Below are 14,774 nucleotides of genomic sequence, written 5' to 3'. Positions count from 1 at the left end.
CCTCCAATCTCATGCGGCAGAAATCAACCGTTCTCCTTCAGCCAACCCAGTTACAAAAGCCATGACCAGTTCTTCAGAACCGGAAAACACTGCAGACGACTCTATATCAGTTCATTCTTCCATACCGGGAGTCCCCGCTTTTACGGTTCAAAGCTATCAGACCAAACAAAGCAAGTACTGCATTCTCATCCCTATTATCAATGAAGGAGAACGCATTCATCACGAACTGGAAAGAGCCACGAACGCAAAGATTCCATCTTTTGGGGACATAATCATTTGTGATGGGGGGTCCACAGACGGATCTACGGAAGAACACCTTCTGCGTCAATACGGTGTCAACACGCTTCTTGTCAAAACAGGCCCTGGCAAGCAGGGAGCTCAGTTGCGCATGGGACTTTGGTGGGCTCTGCAACGCGGTTACGACGGATTCATTACCATTGACGGAAATGACAAGGACAGCATCGAAGACGTACCTAAATTCATATCCAAGCTTCAGGAAGGTTTCGACTTCATTCAGGGCTCGCGTTTTAGGAAGGGGGGGAAGGCTATCAACACGCCTTTTATCCGCCATGTCGCCCTGAAATTCATGCACGCCCCTCTCATTTCCCTGAGCGCGGGTCAATGGTTTACCGATACAACCAACGCCTACCGGGCTTATTCCCGTCATTATCTCAAGCACCCCGAAGTACAGCCCTTCAGGGATATATTCCAAACCTACGAACTGCTTGCCTATCTTTCCGTACGTGCCTCACAGCTTGGCTTGAAAGCCTGTGAAATACCCGTTACCCGCGCCTATCCTCCCAAAGGAAAAGTCCCCACCAAAATCAGTTTCTTCAAAGGCAACTTCAATCTGTTTGCCACCCTGGTGAAGAATCTTTTCCGGAAGTACCACCCATAAAAATCAGCCCTCTTGTAAATCATGGCTTCTACTTATCCCGTAAACGGTCAATTCGCCAAAAGTATATGCCGCTACTTCTTTGCATTCGCCGTCATTTGGGGCCTTCTCCTTTCCCTGTTCATTCATGAACTTCCCGTCCAAGGATATATAGCCATTTCCTTCATTGCTTTTCTTGCCGCGCATCAGATACATAAACGCTATCCGGCATTCATTGAAACTTCTTTTATTCCTTCCCTTTGGGGGGCGGTAGCTTTGGCTGTCTTCCCCTTCTTTCCTTCTTCTCTTCCCCTTTTCCAGGTACTCATCGTTCCCCTATGGCTGGCTGCCTACTACTTGAAGCAACATGCCCTTCTTAAAAAAATCATACCGTTTTCGGCACTGTCCTTTTTATGGGTCTTTTTCATTTCTGCGCTTTATGGACAGAATGTCAATTTCGATATATGGCAATTGTTTGATCTCTCAAAGTCATTTGAGAATGAATTTTACAAAATAAACTATATACGGCAAAATATTTATCCAACTTTCCAGGCAATCGGATTCCCTCCTCTTTACCCATTTCTCCTTTATATATTCAATCTTGTTTTTGAACAGCAAATCAACTCCTACCTGTACGTCAACTTTATATCCGTTTTCCTCTTTGCCTATTTCATACGGAAAATTTGTATTCTAAATGCCAACGGCTCCTCCCTGTGGGGAATCCTTGTTTTGGCTATTTTCTGTTTCAGTCAATTTTCCCCGGAAGTCTGCTGCGGAGGCACCACATCCTGGAGCCTCGTTTATATTTTAGGTACATTTTATTTTTATCTTGATAACCGGATCAACGGATTCAAACTTAGGAATTCTTTTTTCACAGGCTTATTCCTTGGTCTTGGCGTCATGAACCGATTTGACTTTATCGGATTCGCCGGATTAATCATCATCTACTATTTGTTCGTCTGCCTCAAAAAAAGAAATATCAAAGCAATATCAGTACTTTCCCTGACTTTTCTTCTGACCATTTCCCCATGGATTTATTATTCCATACATCATTTTGATGTTCTTTTCGTTACAGACAATGCCAGACGAATTTGGACCATTGAAGATACACGCCCTTCCACATTTTTCTGTGATAGCTGCCCTGCGCACACCATTCGCGACAATTTTTCCCTGTGGATGCAGGCTTTTCTGGTCCGCATGAAAAGTTCATGCACATCACTGGTACACATGATCATCCCCGCGGCTTTTCTTCTCCTGGTATTCTATATTGGCTCCTTATTTTTAAGGAAATCAAAAACTTATATGGAACCATCCCCCATCCCTTCCGGAATATGGATCTTTTTCTGCATCATTCTCCTTTCACTTGCACCGATTATCATTACCGGATATCCCGACTCCCGCTATCATGTTCCCTGGATTTATACGGCTCTCATTACCATTATTATCTTCCGTTTCCGCTTCGCCTCGGGGGAAAAGGATACCAAATTTCAAACAACAAATATCTTAATCGCACTCACCATCGCCATCGCTGCACTTTATATCAATAGAGGGCAGTTGCGCTCCCTCCTGTCGCCCTTTGACAGAGTGGAATTAATGACCATCCCGGAACCTGTCGCCCGGCAAATGGACACTTATCTGAAAGGCAATAATCCTGAAAACAAAGTACTCATGATGGACAGAAACTCGGCAATGAGTATCGCCAGATTCGCCTCTCTCTCAGGAATTCCCTTCACTCTTTCCCCTTCCAATCTCGAAAAGAAAAACGCCGTTCCCTTCTTTAAGGAATACAATGTTGGATATATCTATTTGGAAAACCCCGAAATCCTCCACGTACTGCAGGAAGAATGCGACCTGGAGAAGACCCCTGTTCCTGGCCTGTGGCGCATCCTGCCGCAACATTGATTCACCATTCCCGCGGCGCAGCGTTATCTCAAAAAAACAAACGTCCCTCTTGTGTTTCGGCTTGCGTCAGAGGGCATTTGACTGTAGATTGTCGCATGGCAGATTTCCCTCTTGGATTAAGTTTTGACGACGTGCTCCTGCTGCCCCGCCTGAGCGCGATTCTTCCCGGTGATGCGGACATCAGTTCCCAGCTCGTTCCTGGATTCAACATGAAAATCCCCGTGCTTTCCGCGGCCATGGACACCGTTTCCGAATCGGAACTGGCCATTGCCCTGGCACGTGAAGGCGGCCTCGCCGTCATCCACCGCAACAATCCCATCGACATTCAGGCGGCCATGGTCTCCCGCGTGAAGCGGTTTGAAAACGCCGTCATCCCGAACCCCGTCACGGTGAGCAAAGACATGACGCTTGAAGAAGTCCATCACGTCATGATGGACCAGGGTTACTCCGGCTTCCCCGTGGTGGATGCCAACCGAAAGCTGGAAGGCATCGTCACCGGCCGCGATATGCGCGGAGTGGACGATTACGAACACGTGCTGGTGAAAGATGTGATGACCCCTCTTTCCCGCCTGATTACCGCCGCCCCCAGCACCACTATTGAAGAAGCTCGCCACATCCTTTACACGCACCGCATTGAAAAGCTTCCCCTCGTGGATGAAAACGGCGTTCTTGCCGGCCTGATCACGGAAACGGACATCCAGAAGCGCGCCATGTTTGCGGACGCCTCCAAGGACGACCACGGCCATCTGCGCTGCGGCGCTGCCGTAGGCGTAGGCCCCGACTACCTGGACCGGGCCAAGGCCCTGGTCGCCGCAGGGGCTGACGCCCTGTTCATCGACGCCGCCACAGGCCATACCACACGCGTGATGGATGTAGTTTCCAATCTCCGCAAGCTGACGGACCGCCCCATCGTGGCCGGCAACGTAGTCACTGCGGAAGGCGCTTCCGACCTGATCAAGGCGGGCGTCCAGGCCATCAAGGTGGGCGTGGGTCCCGGCTCCATCTGCACCACCCGCGTCATTTCCGGTGTGGGGATGCCCCAGTTCACCGCCATTAAGGAAGTAGCTTCCGTGGCCCGCCCCGCAGGCGTAACCGTCATTGCGGACGGCGGCATCCGCTATTCCGGAGACATCGTGAAGGCCCTGGCGGCCGGTGCCGACCTGGTGATGCTGGGCGGCCTGCTGGCAGGCACGGAGGAAAGCCCCGGCAAGGTAGTCCATTACCAGGGCCGCCACTTCAAGCAATACCGCGGCATGGGGTCCCTCGGAGCCATGCGCCGCGGCTCCGGCGACCGGTACGGGCAGAACAGCTCCGGCAAGCTCGTTGCGGAAGGCGTGGAAGCCCGCGTCCCGTACAAGGGCATGCTGGCGGACGTCGTCTTCCAGCTCATGGGCGGCCTGCGCTCCGGCATGGGCTACCTGGGCGCCCGCAACCTGCAGGAGCTCCGGGAAAAGGCTCGGTTCGTCCAAATCACTTCCGGCGGCCTGAAGGAAAGCCACCCCCACGACATCACCATCACGGAAGAACCTATCAACTATTCCTGCTAAAACCTCTCTCATGGACGACAAACATCTCGTAGCCGTCATCGACTTCGGCTCCCAATACACCCAGCTCATCGTGCGCCGCGTGCGCGAACTGGGCTACATGGCCAAACTGTACGCTCTGGAAGACCTGGACCAAATCCACGAACCCGGAGCCGTCATCCTTTCCGGCGGCCCCAAAAGCACGACGGACGCAGACGCGCCGGATATCGACTTCAACTGGCTCCAGGGCCTGAACGTTCCCGTTCTGGGCGTATGCTACGGCATGCAGCTTCTCAACATCAAACATGGCGGGAGCGTCAAGGCCAGCAACAAGCGGGAATACGGCCCTGCCGCCCTCATTCCGGAATCCCTCACAGGGCTGTATCAGGACATGTCCCCTTCCTCCCAGGTATGGATGAGCCATTCGGACACGGTGGACCATCTGGCGGAAGGCTGCCGGGTCATCGCCCGCAATGCGGAAGGAATTCCCGTCTCCCTGCAATGGGGGGAAACCACCTTCGGCATCCAGTTCCACCCGGAAGTGACCCACTCCCATGAAGGGCGGACCATTTTGCGCAATTTCCTCTCCTGCGCCGCCAATCTGAAAAAATTCGACATCGGCGACTTCAAGAGGGAACTCATCCGTGAAATCCGCGAACGCGTGGGCGACAAGCAGGTCGTCTGCGGCGTTTCCGGCGGCGTGGACAGCACCGTGCTGGCCGTTCTGCTGCATGAAGCCGGGGTAAACATGCGCGCCATCTTCGTGGACAATGGCCTTCTGCGGAAAAACGAGGCGGATGAAGTCCGCGCCAACTTCGCACGCATGGGCGTCAAGATTGAAACGGTGGACGCCTCCGAACGCTTCCTGACGGCCCTGGCCGGAGAGGGAGATCCGGAAAAGAAGCGCCGCATCATCGGCGGCCTGTTCATTGACGTATTCTGGGATGCCGTGGGCAATGCGGAAATGCTTGCCCAGGGGACCCTGTATCCGGACGTGATTGAAAGCGCCTCCAACGCCAAATCCAAGGCTTCCGTCATCAAGACGCACCACAACCGCGTGGAACGCGTGCTGGAGCTTCAGGCGCAGGGGAAGGTACTGGAACCCCTGGCGGAACTGTTCAAGGACGAGGTACGCGAACTGGGAGCCTCCATGGGCATCCCCCACGACATTCTGTGGCGCCACCCCTTCCCCGGCCCCGGCCTGGCCGTGCGCTGCCCCGGCGTGGTCACCAGGGACCGGCTGGACATCATCCGGGAATGCGACGCCATCTTCATCGGCAACCTGAAAAAATACGGCTGGTATGAAAAAGTCTGGCAGGCCTATGCCGGCCTCATTCCCGTCAAGACGGTGGGCGTCAAGGGGGATGAACGTTCCTACGAATGGGCCACCAATCTGCGCGCCATTGTGTCGGAAGACGCCATGACGGCGGACTGGGTGGAACTGCCTGCCGCCCTGCTGCGTGAAACCAGCAACCGCATCCTCAATGAAGTAAAGGGCATCAACCGCGTCCTTTATGATATTTCCACGAAGCCTCCGGCCTCCATCGAGTGGGAATAAAGGCTCTACTGCCCTGCCGCCGCCCGTGCGGCAGGGTGCGCCTCCTCTCCAACCAGACAATCACGAAACTGATATGAAAACCGAATTGGAAAAATGCATGGCGGGAGAATGGTATGATTGCCATGACAAGGTGTTTCTTGAATTTAAAAACAAGGCCCATCATCTGTTGATGAAGTACAATTCCCTCCCTTACGACCGGAAGGAAGAGAAATACGAGGTGCTGAAGGAAATGCTCGGCAGTATCGGGACCAAAGTCTCCATCGGTCATTCGTTCATCTGCGACTACGGCTGCAACATCCATATCGGGAACAACGTCACGGTCAATACGGGATGCACCTTCGTGGACTGCAATAAAATCACCATCGGGAACAATGTCCTGATAGCCCCCAACGTCCAAATATATACGGCTACGCATCCCGTTGATCTGAATGAACGCCTCGCTCCTGTTGAAACGAATGACGGCGTTGACTACATACGCCGTACATTCGCCCTCCCGGTGACGATAGAAGACGGCTGCTGGATCGGGGGCGGTGTCATTATTCTGCCCGGAATCACGATTGGAAAAGGCAGCGTCATCGGCGCCGGCAGCGTGGTCACCAAAAACATCCCGCCCGACAGCCTGGCCGCCGGGAATCCCTGCAAAGTTATCCGTAAAATCAACGGGAACCCCGGACAATGATTAAATTGATAGCATTTGATCTGGACGGCACGATAGGGGAAACAATCCCCATGTGCATCAAGGCGTTCAAGCAGGCGGTTTCACCATACGCGGGCCATGTGCTGAGCGAACGGGAAATTGTGCAGACCTTCGGCTTGAATGAAGAGGGAATGATCAAAATGGTTGCCGGGGAAAAATGGCAGGAGGCGCTTCATGACTTTTATCCGATTTATGAAAGGATGCATGAGGAATGCCCCAAACCCTATGAGGACATTTGTGAATTGATAAAAACGCTGCGGGCCGCTGGAATACTGGTCGCCCTGATCACAGGCAAGGGAGAAAAAAGCTGCATGATCACGCTTGAAAAATTCGGCATGCAGAACCTGTTCTGTTCCATCAAGACAGGATCGGAAGACAAGCCGAACAAGGCGGAAGCCATCACGGAACTGCTGCACTTTTACCAACTCAACGAAGAGGAATTCTGTTATGTGGGAGACACGGTCTCCGATGTCGCCGCATGCAGAACCGCGGGCGTAACCTGCCTGTCCGCCGCCTGGAGCGCAGGCGCAGACGTTACCGCCTTGAAAGAGGCCAACCCTTCCAAGGTATTTTCCAGTGTCCAAGACCTGTTGCGTTTTTTGTGTTGAATGCCGGATGATGTGTCGTTAAACCATCCCCCGACGCCAGTTTCCGTCCATTTCCCCCACAAAAATCCCCGCCATGGACACCAGCTCCATCATCGTCGCCTCCTTTCTCTCCACTATTCCCGTTTACCTCTTCTTTGCCACGGGGTTTTACCTGCGGCACAAGCAGGTTATTCAGGCGGACCACGACGCCCCCATCATGCGGCTGGCCATGGACGTAGCCTATCCGTGCCTGGTCTTTCACAGCATCATGAAATACATGGTGCTCTCCGGCAATGAAACGCTCAGCAGCGTCGCCTTCTCCCTCCAGGCCATAGGCGCTGGCGCTTTGGAGCTCCTGCTCGGCATTGCGGCGGCATGGCTGGTAGCCAAAATGCTCCGCATGCGCATCGGCACCGGTCTGCGCACCTTCACCCTGACGGCAGGGGTGCAGAACTACGCTTTCTTCGTCATCCCCATCATCCAGATGCTGTTCACGGCCAGCAATGACCCCACGCTGGGCGTTCTCTTCGTCCACAACGTGGGGTGTGAACTGGTGGTCTGGAGCATTGGCGTCATCATCATTGCCGGAGGTCCCGGCAACCTGAACATGGGCGTCTTCTTCCGCGGTCCCCTGCTGGCTGTCATTGTAGGCCTTGCCCTTGCATGGTCCGGCCTGGGAGCCTACGTCGCCCAGGCGCCCCTGATGAAAGCCCTGGAAATGATCGGCAACTGCGCCACCCCCCTCTGCCTGATCCTGTTCGGCTGTTCCATGCGGGACCTGTGGCACAACATGAAATGGGAGCCCAAGCCTATCGTCTGCGGCCTTCTGACGCGCCTGGGACTGGCCCCGGCCCTGCTCCTGCTCATGGCGTACTTCCTTCCGGTTGACGACTACATCAAGCGGGTAATCGTCATCCAGGCGGCCATTCCCTCCGCTGTCATTCCGGTCATTCTGGCCAAACGGTTCGGCGGCCATCCGGACCTGGGCACGCAAATCCTGCTGACCACCACCGTAGCCTCCTTCCTGACACTGCCCTGCTGGCTCACCCTGGGGTCCATGCTGGTGGTTCCCTTATATTGATCCTGCCGGGGGTGGACGGTACTCACCATTCCCGTGCCGCCATCCTGGATATTGTTCGCCTTTCAACCTTCATTCCCCGTCCGGCTCTGTAAACCGCCTCCAATCCGGCGCCACTGACCGCCTGTCACGTTCGGAACGGCAGCGGCACCCGGCGGAAGGGAAAAACCGCCCCAATTCCCTCTATCCACAAACCATGGCCCGGAGGGAGCCCTACCTTTGTGTTGACTCTCCAGGCGGATATGTATTGAATGTGCTTCATGAGATTCCCTGCCCCCTTTTGCATCGCGGCCACGGTTCCGCTTCTGTTTTCCTGTGCAGGGAAAATCACCAGGATTGAACACGTGAGGGAAGTGCCTTTGAAAACCACGTCACTCCCGTCGGAGGACGTAGGCATGCACCGTTCCCAGGCTACTTTCCTGCTGTACGGGGCTGTCTCGAACAAGGAACGCGTCCAGCGCCAGGGCCAGTACTACTTCGTCACCTGGTATGATGCGGTTCCGGACCAGGCGGTCACGCTGGTCATGATGTACCGCCAGGGAAAAACGGGATCCAGAATCCTGACCAAATCCATTTCCTACCCTGCCGGGCGGAAAGGCGGCACGCAATCCCCCGTCTTTGAATTCATTGGGGACGATGCCAAGGAAAACGGCCAGATACTGGCGTGGAAACTGCTTCTGAAGGATCAAAACGGCAAAACCCTGTCGGAACGCCATTCCTACCTTTGGAACGACAAAGTTTAACCCTCCGGCTTCTCGCCGAAGGGTTAATAATAAAACTGGAATCGGAACGGCCTCTCCGTCAAAAGACGAAAAACTGCCGGCTCTCTCCGGCTTTTGCCGTTCATCCGCCTCTTTTCATCCCCCCGCGGGAGGCATCAGGCTTCCTGACGCTTCGCGCGGCGCGTACGAACGGCGGCGGCGAGGTTTTCCAATACTTCTACCGTCGTATCCCACCCGATGCACTGGTCCGTGATACTCTTGCCGTACACCAGATCGGAACTCAAAGGCTGCGCTCCTTCCACGAGATTGCTTTCAATCATCACGGCCGCTACCTGGTCGGAACCTTCGGCAATCTGCTTGGCGATGGCGGCGGCAACGCCCGGCTGGTTGCGGTAATCCTTGCAGCTGTTCCCGTGGGAGCAGTCAACCATGATGCGGTTGTTGATGCCGGCCTTCTGCAAAGCTTCCCCGGCATCCTTCACATGCATCTCATCGAAATTCGGGCCCAGAGAAGAACCGCGCAAAATAAGGTGGCAGGACTTGTTGCCCGTCGTGGAGACAATGGCGGAAACACCCTGCTTGGTCACGGAAAGGAAGCAATGCGGGCAGGAGGAGGAAATGATGGCGTCCACCGCAATTTGAAGGCTCCCGCTGGTGCCGTTCTTGAACCCCACGGGCATGGACAGGCCGGAGGCCAGCTCACGGTGCACCTGGCTTTCCGTCGTGCGTGCGCCGATGGCGCCCCACGTAATGAGATCTGCAATGTACTGGGGCGTGATGGTGTCCAGGAACTCCGTCGCGGCAGGCACGCCCATGTCTCCCAGGCGGAGCAGAAGGCCGCGCGCCATGTGCAATCCACGGTTGATGTCGAACGTGTGGTTCATGAACGGATCATTAATCAGCCCCTTCCAGCCTACCGTAGTACGGGGCTTTTCAAAATACACGCGCATGATGATCACCAGATCCTTCTCAAAGCGCACCATCTGCTCCTTGAGACGGGCGGCATAATCCACCGCTGCCTGGGGATCGTGGATGGAACACGGCCCCACCACCACCAGCAGGCGGTCGTCATGGCCGGAAATGATGTTCTCCGCATTCTTGCGTGTCGTAGCCACCATCTTCGCGATCTCCGTGGTCGCCGGATAATCCTTGATCAGGATGGCGGGGGAAATCAGGGGCTCGATGTCTTGAATGCGTACGTCGTCTGTTTTGAACCAGTTCATGTCTGGGACTTATTGAGGGGTTTTTGATAGGGGTTGAAAAGAAAAAAATACGGTTTGGAGCCAGTATGCCTGAATAATCGCAGGGCCTTCCGGCGGCATGCCGGAAAGCCCTTTTAAAAAGAATGAACCCATTCGGAAACGAACGGATCACGAATGCGTTACCAGGACGTTACATTGTCATCCGTAAATTCCTGATTGTTGATATGTCCGTCTTCCGTGCTGCCCTGCTTGTCCTTGCCCACGCTGTAAACGGCCACGTTCTTGGTAACCATGCGGGAACCCACCTGGACGCGGGGGGAACGGTCGTCCGGATTGGCATTCAGAACAATGTGGTAGGGAGATTCCCATGGGTCTATCAGGCTCACGCGTCCGCGGCTCTCAAAAAACAGGCCGGGAGCGCCTTCCACGTCCGTGGTGGTGGTGTTGAAGTAGGCAGTCTTCTTGGGATTGAGCTTCCTGTCTTCATCTCCACGGTCCATGTGATTCGTCAGAATGCTCATGATGCGGCTGTCGTCGTCCAGAGCGGTGGTCAGATAATACTGGCCGTCCTTGCGAGCCTTCCTGCTCATTTCCCGACCGGTCCAGGCTACGGGGGGCCGGCCGTTGTCCATCATGTAATTTTCTATGGCTGTCTGCAATCCGTTGCAGTCGCTCCGCGCCGTGGTAATGCGGGACTTTTCCATCACGCCGTTCACCACGATCATGGAGATGCCGGCCAGCGTCAGGATAATGGCAATCACCACGAGCAATTCAATCAGCGTGAATCCCTTGGATTTACGGTTCAGAAAAGGTGCTTTCATACTTTGCCAAGAGTACCGCAATTACGATTGAGGGCAAGCGGAAAACTTGCCGGGCGCCCAATTTCAAAAGGCGCTTCCCGGCTATCCGGAAACACGCGCCGTTGCCTTATGCAAAAACATCCCCGGCAGACAAAAAATCATGCCGGGGATATTTGGAAAAGCAAACTTCTATTGCTGAGGCGCCGGAGGCGTTTCGGGAGCCGGAGCCCCGGGAGTATCGGAAACGGGCGTTTCACTGGCGGCGGCCGCTTCAGCCTCTGCGGCGCGCCTGCGCAATTCCTCCTGCTGAAGCTCTTCAGGAGTCTTGACGGGGACGGAAGCTTCCTGTTTGGCGGCGGCTTCCTGCATTTCCGGACTCAGCAAACTTTCGGAACTCTTGACATGCTGGCGGTTGATCAGCATGGCCAGCACCAGGCAAAGAAGCATGAATGCGGAACCAAAATAAACCGTAGCCTTTTTCAGCACGTCCGTCGTGCGGGCCCCAAAAGCCTGGTCCGTAATGGCCGCGCCGAAGGCCGCGCCCAGCCCCTCCTGCTTGGGTCTTTGCATAAGTACCACGCCCAGAAGAAGAAGGGAGACAACAACCAAAACGGCAAAAAGCAACTGAATGCTGATATTGAGTGAATCTGCTAGAAAAAGGTTCATGAGCGCGGGGAGTATGTGTGAATTCGAATGGTTTGTAAAGTCTAGGAAATGATTTCGTTATGCTCGTTGCAGACGATTTTCTTAGGGACAATGGGCTTGTCGGACAGGGCAAAGCTCATAATCACCACGCGTTCCCCCGTCTTGATCAGGTGGGCGGCGCCTCCGTTCATGATAATATTCCCCGTTCCCGCCGGGCCCTGCAAGGCATATGTTTCCAAACGATTGCCGGACGTGACGGAGGCCACGAGCACTTTCTCCCCGGGCCACAAATCCACCGCCGCCATCAGATCGGCAGGAATCTCGATGCTGCCTTCATACTGAACATCGCCGCGGGTAATCATGGCACGATGGATTTTTGATTTTAACTGCTCAACCAACATGACGTGCGAACACAAAACCCCCGATCGCCCCCGCGGTCAAGCCGACATCCTTCATTTTACAGTTTTTTGTGTCTTACTCTGCCCGTTCCAGCACTTCCGCGGCCTGCCGGGCATCCAGCGCAAGCTGGCTTTTCAGGGCGTCCAGAGAAGGGAATTTGGCTTCCGGCCTCAGAAACCGTACGGGCGTCACCTCCATCTGCGCTCCGTAAATATTCCCCGGCTGGCCGAACAGATGGGTTTCCAGCAGAAGCTCACCCGCTTCTCCTTCCACGGTGGGGCGTATTCCCAGATTGGCCACGCCGCCGTAACCCATCCCGTTCACGCGGGCGCGGACGGCGTAAACTCCCTGGGGGGGCAGCAACTCGGTACCGGGCCTCATGTTGGCCGTGGGGTAATCCAGCAAACGCCCCAGCTGGCGGCCATGAATCACCGTCCCCTGCCAGCGGAAGGGACGCCCCAGCAGCCGCATTGCCAGAGGAAAGTCTCCGAGCCGCACGGTCTCCCGGATGCGGGTACTGCTGACCCGTTCCCCATCGCGCAAAATGGCGGGAATGGCCGTCACCTTGAACCCGTAATGTTCTCCCAGGCTACGCAAAGTTCCCACATCGCCCGCACGGTCGCGTCCAAAATGCCAGTCCTCGCCCACGACAACCTCGGCCACCCGGCAGGACGAACACAATTCCCCGATGAACTCTTCCGGGCTCATGGACGCCAGCGCCGCGGAAAACTCCAGGCTCAACACCATCTCCACGCCCATTTCTTCCAACAGGGCGAACTTTTCACGGTCCGCGGCCATAATGGCTGCCGGCGCCTCCTCCGGCCGGACGTGTGCCAGCGGATGACGGCGAAACGTCAGCACAGCGGGAATTCCGCCGTTCCTGCGGGCGCCTTCCACCGCGGCGCCAATCACCGCCGCATGGCCGACATGCAGCCCGTCAAACATCCCCATGGCCCAGTGCACGGGGGAGGACACGTCCTTCAATTGCTTGAACTCCTGGTAAACAAACATGCTTTTACTTGGCAATCAGGATGGCCGCCAGTTCCGCCAGGGAAAGCATTGCCCGGAACAACTCCTCCCTGGGCGCGGTTTTCAGGGTTTCCACCGTAATGGCCCGGTCCAGCGTAAAGCGGCCGGACCGCGTGCGCCGCAAGGCGCTCAAATGGGCTCCGCAGCCCAGCGCCTTTCCTATATCATAGGCATAGGAACGCACGTAAAAACCCTTGGAGCACTGAACGGTGAAATCCACTTCCGGAATGGCCATGCGGGTAATCCGGTGGCCGAAAACCTCCACGGGCCGCGGTTCACGGACAACTTCCTGCCCTTTGCGCGCCAGCTTGTACAGCGGCACGCCGTCCTTCTTGATGGCGGACACCATGGGAGGAATCTGCTCAAACTGCCCGTCAAACCGGTCAAAGGCATCCCTCACCGCCTCATCGGTAACACCTTCCACGGAATACTCCGCCACCACTTCCCCCATGGCATCCTGGGAGGAAGTCTCCACGCCCAGCGTCAGCGTGCCGGCGTATTCCTTGTGTTCGCACATCAGCTTGTCCTGAAGCTTGGTGGCCTTTCCCACCACCAGCATCAGCAGCCCCGTAGCCATGGGGTCCAGCGTGCCGCAGTGGCCGATCTTCTTGATCCCCAGGGACCGGCGCGCAATCGCCACAACATCGTGGGAAGTCATGTCCTGCGCCTTGTCGATCAGCAGTACGCCTGACGGAGTTTGTATGGAATCGGAATTATTCATGAAATCTGCTGTTGGAGTACGCGTTCCACTTCCGCCTGCATGGCCTCCAGAATAACGAGGCGCACTTCCTCAACCGGTCCCCTGATGCGCACTCCGGCAGCCATCGCATGGCCGCCGCCTCCAAAGCGGGAAGCCAACTCGGCCACGGAAATTTCCGTTACCTTGGACCTCAGGGAAATGCGGATGCGCGGATCGTCCTCGGACTCCTCCAAATAAGCGGCCAGCCAGACGCCCTGAACGGAACGCAGCAAATCAATTAATCCTTCCGTATCTTCCGGGCGGCAGCCTATCCGGGCCTTGGCCTCATTCGTCAGGCAAAAAGTGCAAATCCTGCCGTCCGGCGTCAACTGCATGCCATTGAGCACTTCACGGAACAACTGCATCTTCACCCACGGTTTCTCCTGATAGAGCTGGCGGTTGATATCCTGCACATTGACTCCCATCCGGATCAGGTCCGCCGCCAATTCCATCACGGCGGCCGTCGTCATCTGGTACTGGAAAGACCCCGTGTCCGTGCTGACGGCCACATAAAGGGCATCGCGCATCACCGGAGTAAAGGAAATGCCCAGATATTTGAAAAAATAATAAAGCACCGCCCCCGTGGCGCATTCATCCGGCAGAACGCACTGCACGTCCCCAAACCTCTCATTGGTCTGGTGGTGGTCGATGTTCGCCCACACCTTGGCTCCGGCCAGGGCACGCAGGCTCCGTTCCCCCAGGCGTTTCAAGGCGCCGTTATCCACGGAAATGGCCACTTCCACATCCACCGGTTCGTCAGGCGTGGAAATAATGTCCTCCACGCCGGGAAGAAAGGCCAGGCTGGCAGGAACGCCGTCCTCATTCATCATGACCACGTGCTTGCCCATGTTCTTCAGGGCATCCCCCAGAGCCAGCGTGGAGCCGATGGCGTCCCCGTCCGGATGGATATGCGCCACTACCGCAAAGCTGTCATAATTGCGGATCAAGTCCGCCAAAGGCGCAAATTCGGGACAATGTTTCCAATCTTCCATATGGTCTGCCCCGTTTGTATAGAAAAA

15 protein-coding genes are annotated in these 14,774 nt (G+C 55.7%); 8 read left to right on the top strand and 7 right to left on the bottom strand.

The window, feature by feature from the left end; all coding sequences use genetic code 11:
- Positions 1-61 precede the first annotated feature (61 nt).
- The 8 genes from V3C19_RS00475 (at position 62) to V3C19_RS00440 (ending at position 8,962) form a co-directional block, all read left to right on the top strand.
- Positions 62-898: a glycosyltransferase family 2 protein gene (locus V3C19_RS00475; protein WP_295932006.1), complete on the top strand. Its 837-nt coding sequence runs from the start codon at positions 62-64 to the stop codon at positions 896-898.
- Between the two features lie 21 nt (positions 899-919).
- The gene (locus V3C19_RS00470) at positions 920-2,776 is read left to right on the top strand and encodes a hypothetical protein (RefSeq protein WP_295932009.1); all 1,857 of its coding nucleotides are present in this window, start codon (positions 920-922) and stop codon (positions 2,774-2,776) included.
- A gap of 95 nt (positions 2,777-2,871) precedes the next feature.
- Positions 2,872-4,323 carry an IMP dehydrogenase gene (gene guaB / locus V3C19_RS00465; protein ID WP_130084132.1) on the top strand — a complete coding sequence of 484 codons (1,452 nt, stop codon included), beginning with the start codon at positions 2,872-2,874 and terminating at the stop codon, positions 4,321-4,323.
- Between the two features lie 10 nt (positions 4,324-4,333).
- On the top strand, positions 4,334-5,857 hold the full coding sequence (guaA, locus tag V3C19_RS00460; RefSeq protein WP_295932011.1) for a glutamine-hydrolyzing GMP synthase: 1,524 nt from the start codon (positions 4,334-4,336) through the stop codon (positions 5,855-5,857).
- A gap of 73 nt (positions 5,858-5,930) precedes the next feature.
- Positions 5,931-6,536 carry a sugar O-acetyltransferase gene (locus V3C19_RS00455; protein WP_295932015.1) on the top strand — a complete coding sequence of 202 codons (606 nt, stop codon included), beginning with the start codon at positions 5,931-5,933 and terminating at the stop codon, positions 6,534-6,536.
- Positions 6,533-7,162 (top strand): HAD hydrolase-like protein, encoded by a 630-nt coding sequence (locus tag V3C19_RS00450; protein ID WP_130084129.1) that lies wholly within the window; start codon positions 6,533-6,535, stop codon positions 7,160-7,162. Before V3C19_RS00455 ends, V3C19_RS00450 begins: the two co-directional genes overlap by 4 nt.
- A 73-nt stretch (positions 7,163-7,235) precedes the next feature.
- On the top strand, positions 7,236-8,222 hold the full coding sequence (locus V3C19_RS00445) for an AEC family transporter (RefSeq protein WP_295932038.1): 987 nt from the start codon (positions 7,236-7,238) through the stop codon (positions 8,220-8,222).
- 257 nt (positions 8,223-8,479) lie between these two features.
- A complete protein-coding gene (locus V3C19_RS00440) occupies positions 8,480-8,962 on the top strand; it encodes a hypothetical protein (protein WP_295876136.1) in 483 nt (160 codons plus the stop codon).
- Positions 8,963-9,096: 134 nt separating this feature from the next.
- On the opposite strand, the gene V3C19_RS00435 is transcribed toward V3C19_RS00440, so the two are convergent.
- The 7 genes from V3C19_RS00435 to V3C19_RS00405 form a co-directional block, all read right to left on the bottom strand.
- Positions 9,097-10,164 carry a 3-deoxy-7-phosphoheptulonate synthase gene (locus tag V3C19_RS00435; RefSeq protein ID WP_067569344.1) on the bottom strand — a complete coding sequence of 356 codons (1,068 nt, stop codon included), beginning with the start codon at positions 10,162-10,164 and terminating at the stop codon, positions 9,097-9,099.
- Between the two features lie 158 nt (positions 10,165-10,322).
- Positions 10,323-10,964, bottom strand: coding sequence for a prepilin-type N-terminal cleavage/methylation domain-containing protein (locus V3C19_RS00430; protein ID WP_295876137.1), 642 nt, complete (start codon positions 10,962-10,964; stop codon positions 10,323-10,325).
- Between the two features lie 168 nt (positions 10,965-11,132).
- A complete protein-coding gene (secG, locus tag V3C19_RS00425) occupies positions 11,133-11,609 on the bottom strand; it encodes a preprotein translocase subunit SecG (RefSeq protein ID WP_130084125.1) in 477 nt (158 codons plus the stop codon).
- A 41-nt stretch (positions 11,610-11,650) separates the two neighbouring features.
- A complete protein-coding gene (locus V3C19_RS00420) occupies positions 11,651-11,950 on the bottom strand; it encodes an aspartate 1-decarboxylase (protein ID WP_022396395.1) in 300 nt (99 codons plus the stop codon).
- Positions 11,951-12,062: 112 nt separating this feature from the next.
- Entirely contained in the window at positions 12,063-12,998 is a 936-nt protein-coding gene (gene ribF / locus V3C19_RS00415; RefSeq protein WP_295876140.1) for a riboflavin biosynthesis protein RibF, read from the bottom strand.
- 4 nt (positions 12,999-13,002) lie between these two features.
- Positions 13,003-13,737 carry a tRNA pseudouridine(55) synthase TruB gene (gene truB, locus V3C19_RS00410; RefSeq protein ID WP_295876143.1) on the bottom strand — a complete coding sequence of 245 codons (735 nt, stop codon included), beginning with the start codon at positions 13,735-13,737 and terminating at the stop codon, positions 13,003-13,005.
- A complete protein-coding gene (locus tag V3C19_RS00405; protein WP_302388230.1) occupies positions 13,734-14,747 on the bottom strand; it encodes a DHH family phosphoesterase in 1,014 nt (337 codons plus the stop codon). The genes truB and V3C19_RS00405 overlap by 4 nt, the downstream gene beginning before the upstream one ends.
- Between the last annotated feature and the right edge of the window lie 27 nt (positions 14,748-14,774).

It is taken from the genome of Akkermansia sp. AE01SA01 (genome assembly GCF_036417395.1).
In the GTDB taxonomy this organism is placed as follows: Bacteria; Verrucomicrobiota; Verrucomicrobiia; order Verrucomicrobiales; family Akkermansiaceae; genus Akkermansia.
This window is presented reverse-complemented; position numbering and strand designations above follow the sequence as displayed.

Coding starts and splice junctions, on each gene's coding strand:
- V3C19_RS00475 (WP_295932006.1), top strand. CDS start 62: ATGACCAGTTCTTCAGAACCGGAAAACACTGCAGACGACTCTATATCA.
- V3C19_RS00470 (WP_295932009.1), top strand. CDS start 920: ATGGCTTCTACTTATCCCGTAAACGGTCAATTCGCCAAAAGTATATGC.
- guaB (WP_130084132.1), top strand. CDS start 2,872: ATGGCAGATTTCCCTCTTGGATTAAGTTTTGACGACGTGCTCCTGCTG.
- guaA (WP_295932011.1), top strand. CDS start 4,334: ATGGACGACAAACATCTCGTAGCCGTCATCGACTTCGGCTCCCAATAC.
- V3C19_RS00455 (WP_295932015.1), top strand. CDS start 5,931: ATGAAAACCGAATTGGAAAAATGCATGGCGGGAGAATGGTATGATTGC.
- V3C19_RS00450 (WP_130084129.1), top strand. CDS start 6,533: ATGATTAAATTGATAGCATTTGATCTGGACGGCACGATAGGGGAAACA.
- V3C19_RS00445 (WP_295932038.1), top strand. CDS start 7,236: ATGGACACCAGCTCCATCATCGTCGCCTCCTTTCTCTCCACTATTCCC.
- V3C19_RS00440 (WP_295876136.1), top strand. CDS start 8,480: ATGAGATTCCCTGCCCCCTTTTGCATCGCGGCCACGGTTCCGCTTCTG.
- V3C19_RS00435 (WP_067569344.1), bottom strand. CDS start 10,164: ATGAACTGGTTCAAAACAGACGACGTACGCATTCAAGACATCGAGCCC.
- V3C19_RS00430 (WP_295876137.1), bottom strand. CDS start 10,964: ATGAAAGCACCTTTTCTGAACCGTAAATCCAAGGGATTCACGCTGATT.
- secG (WP_130084125.1), bottom strand. CDS start 11,609: ATGAACCTTTTTCTAGCAGATTCACTCAATATCAGCATTCAGTTGCTT.
- V3C19_RS00420 (WP_022396395.1), bottom strand. CDS start 11,950: ATGATTACCCGCGGCGATGTTCAGTATGAAGGCAGCATCGAGATTCCT.
- ribF (WP_295876140.1), bottom strand. CDS start 12,998: ATGTTTGTTTACCAGGAGTTCAAGCAATTGAAGGACGTGTCCTCCCCC.
- truB (WP_295876143.1), bottom strand. CDS start 13,737: ATGAATAATTCCGATTCCATACAAACTCCGTCAGGCGTACTGCTGATC.
- V3C19_RS00405 (WP_302388230.1), bottom strand. CDS start 14,747: ATGGAAGATTGGAAACATTGTCCCGAATTTGCGCCTTTGGCGGACTTG.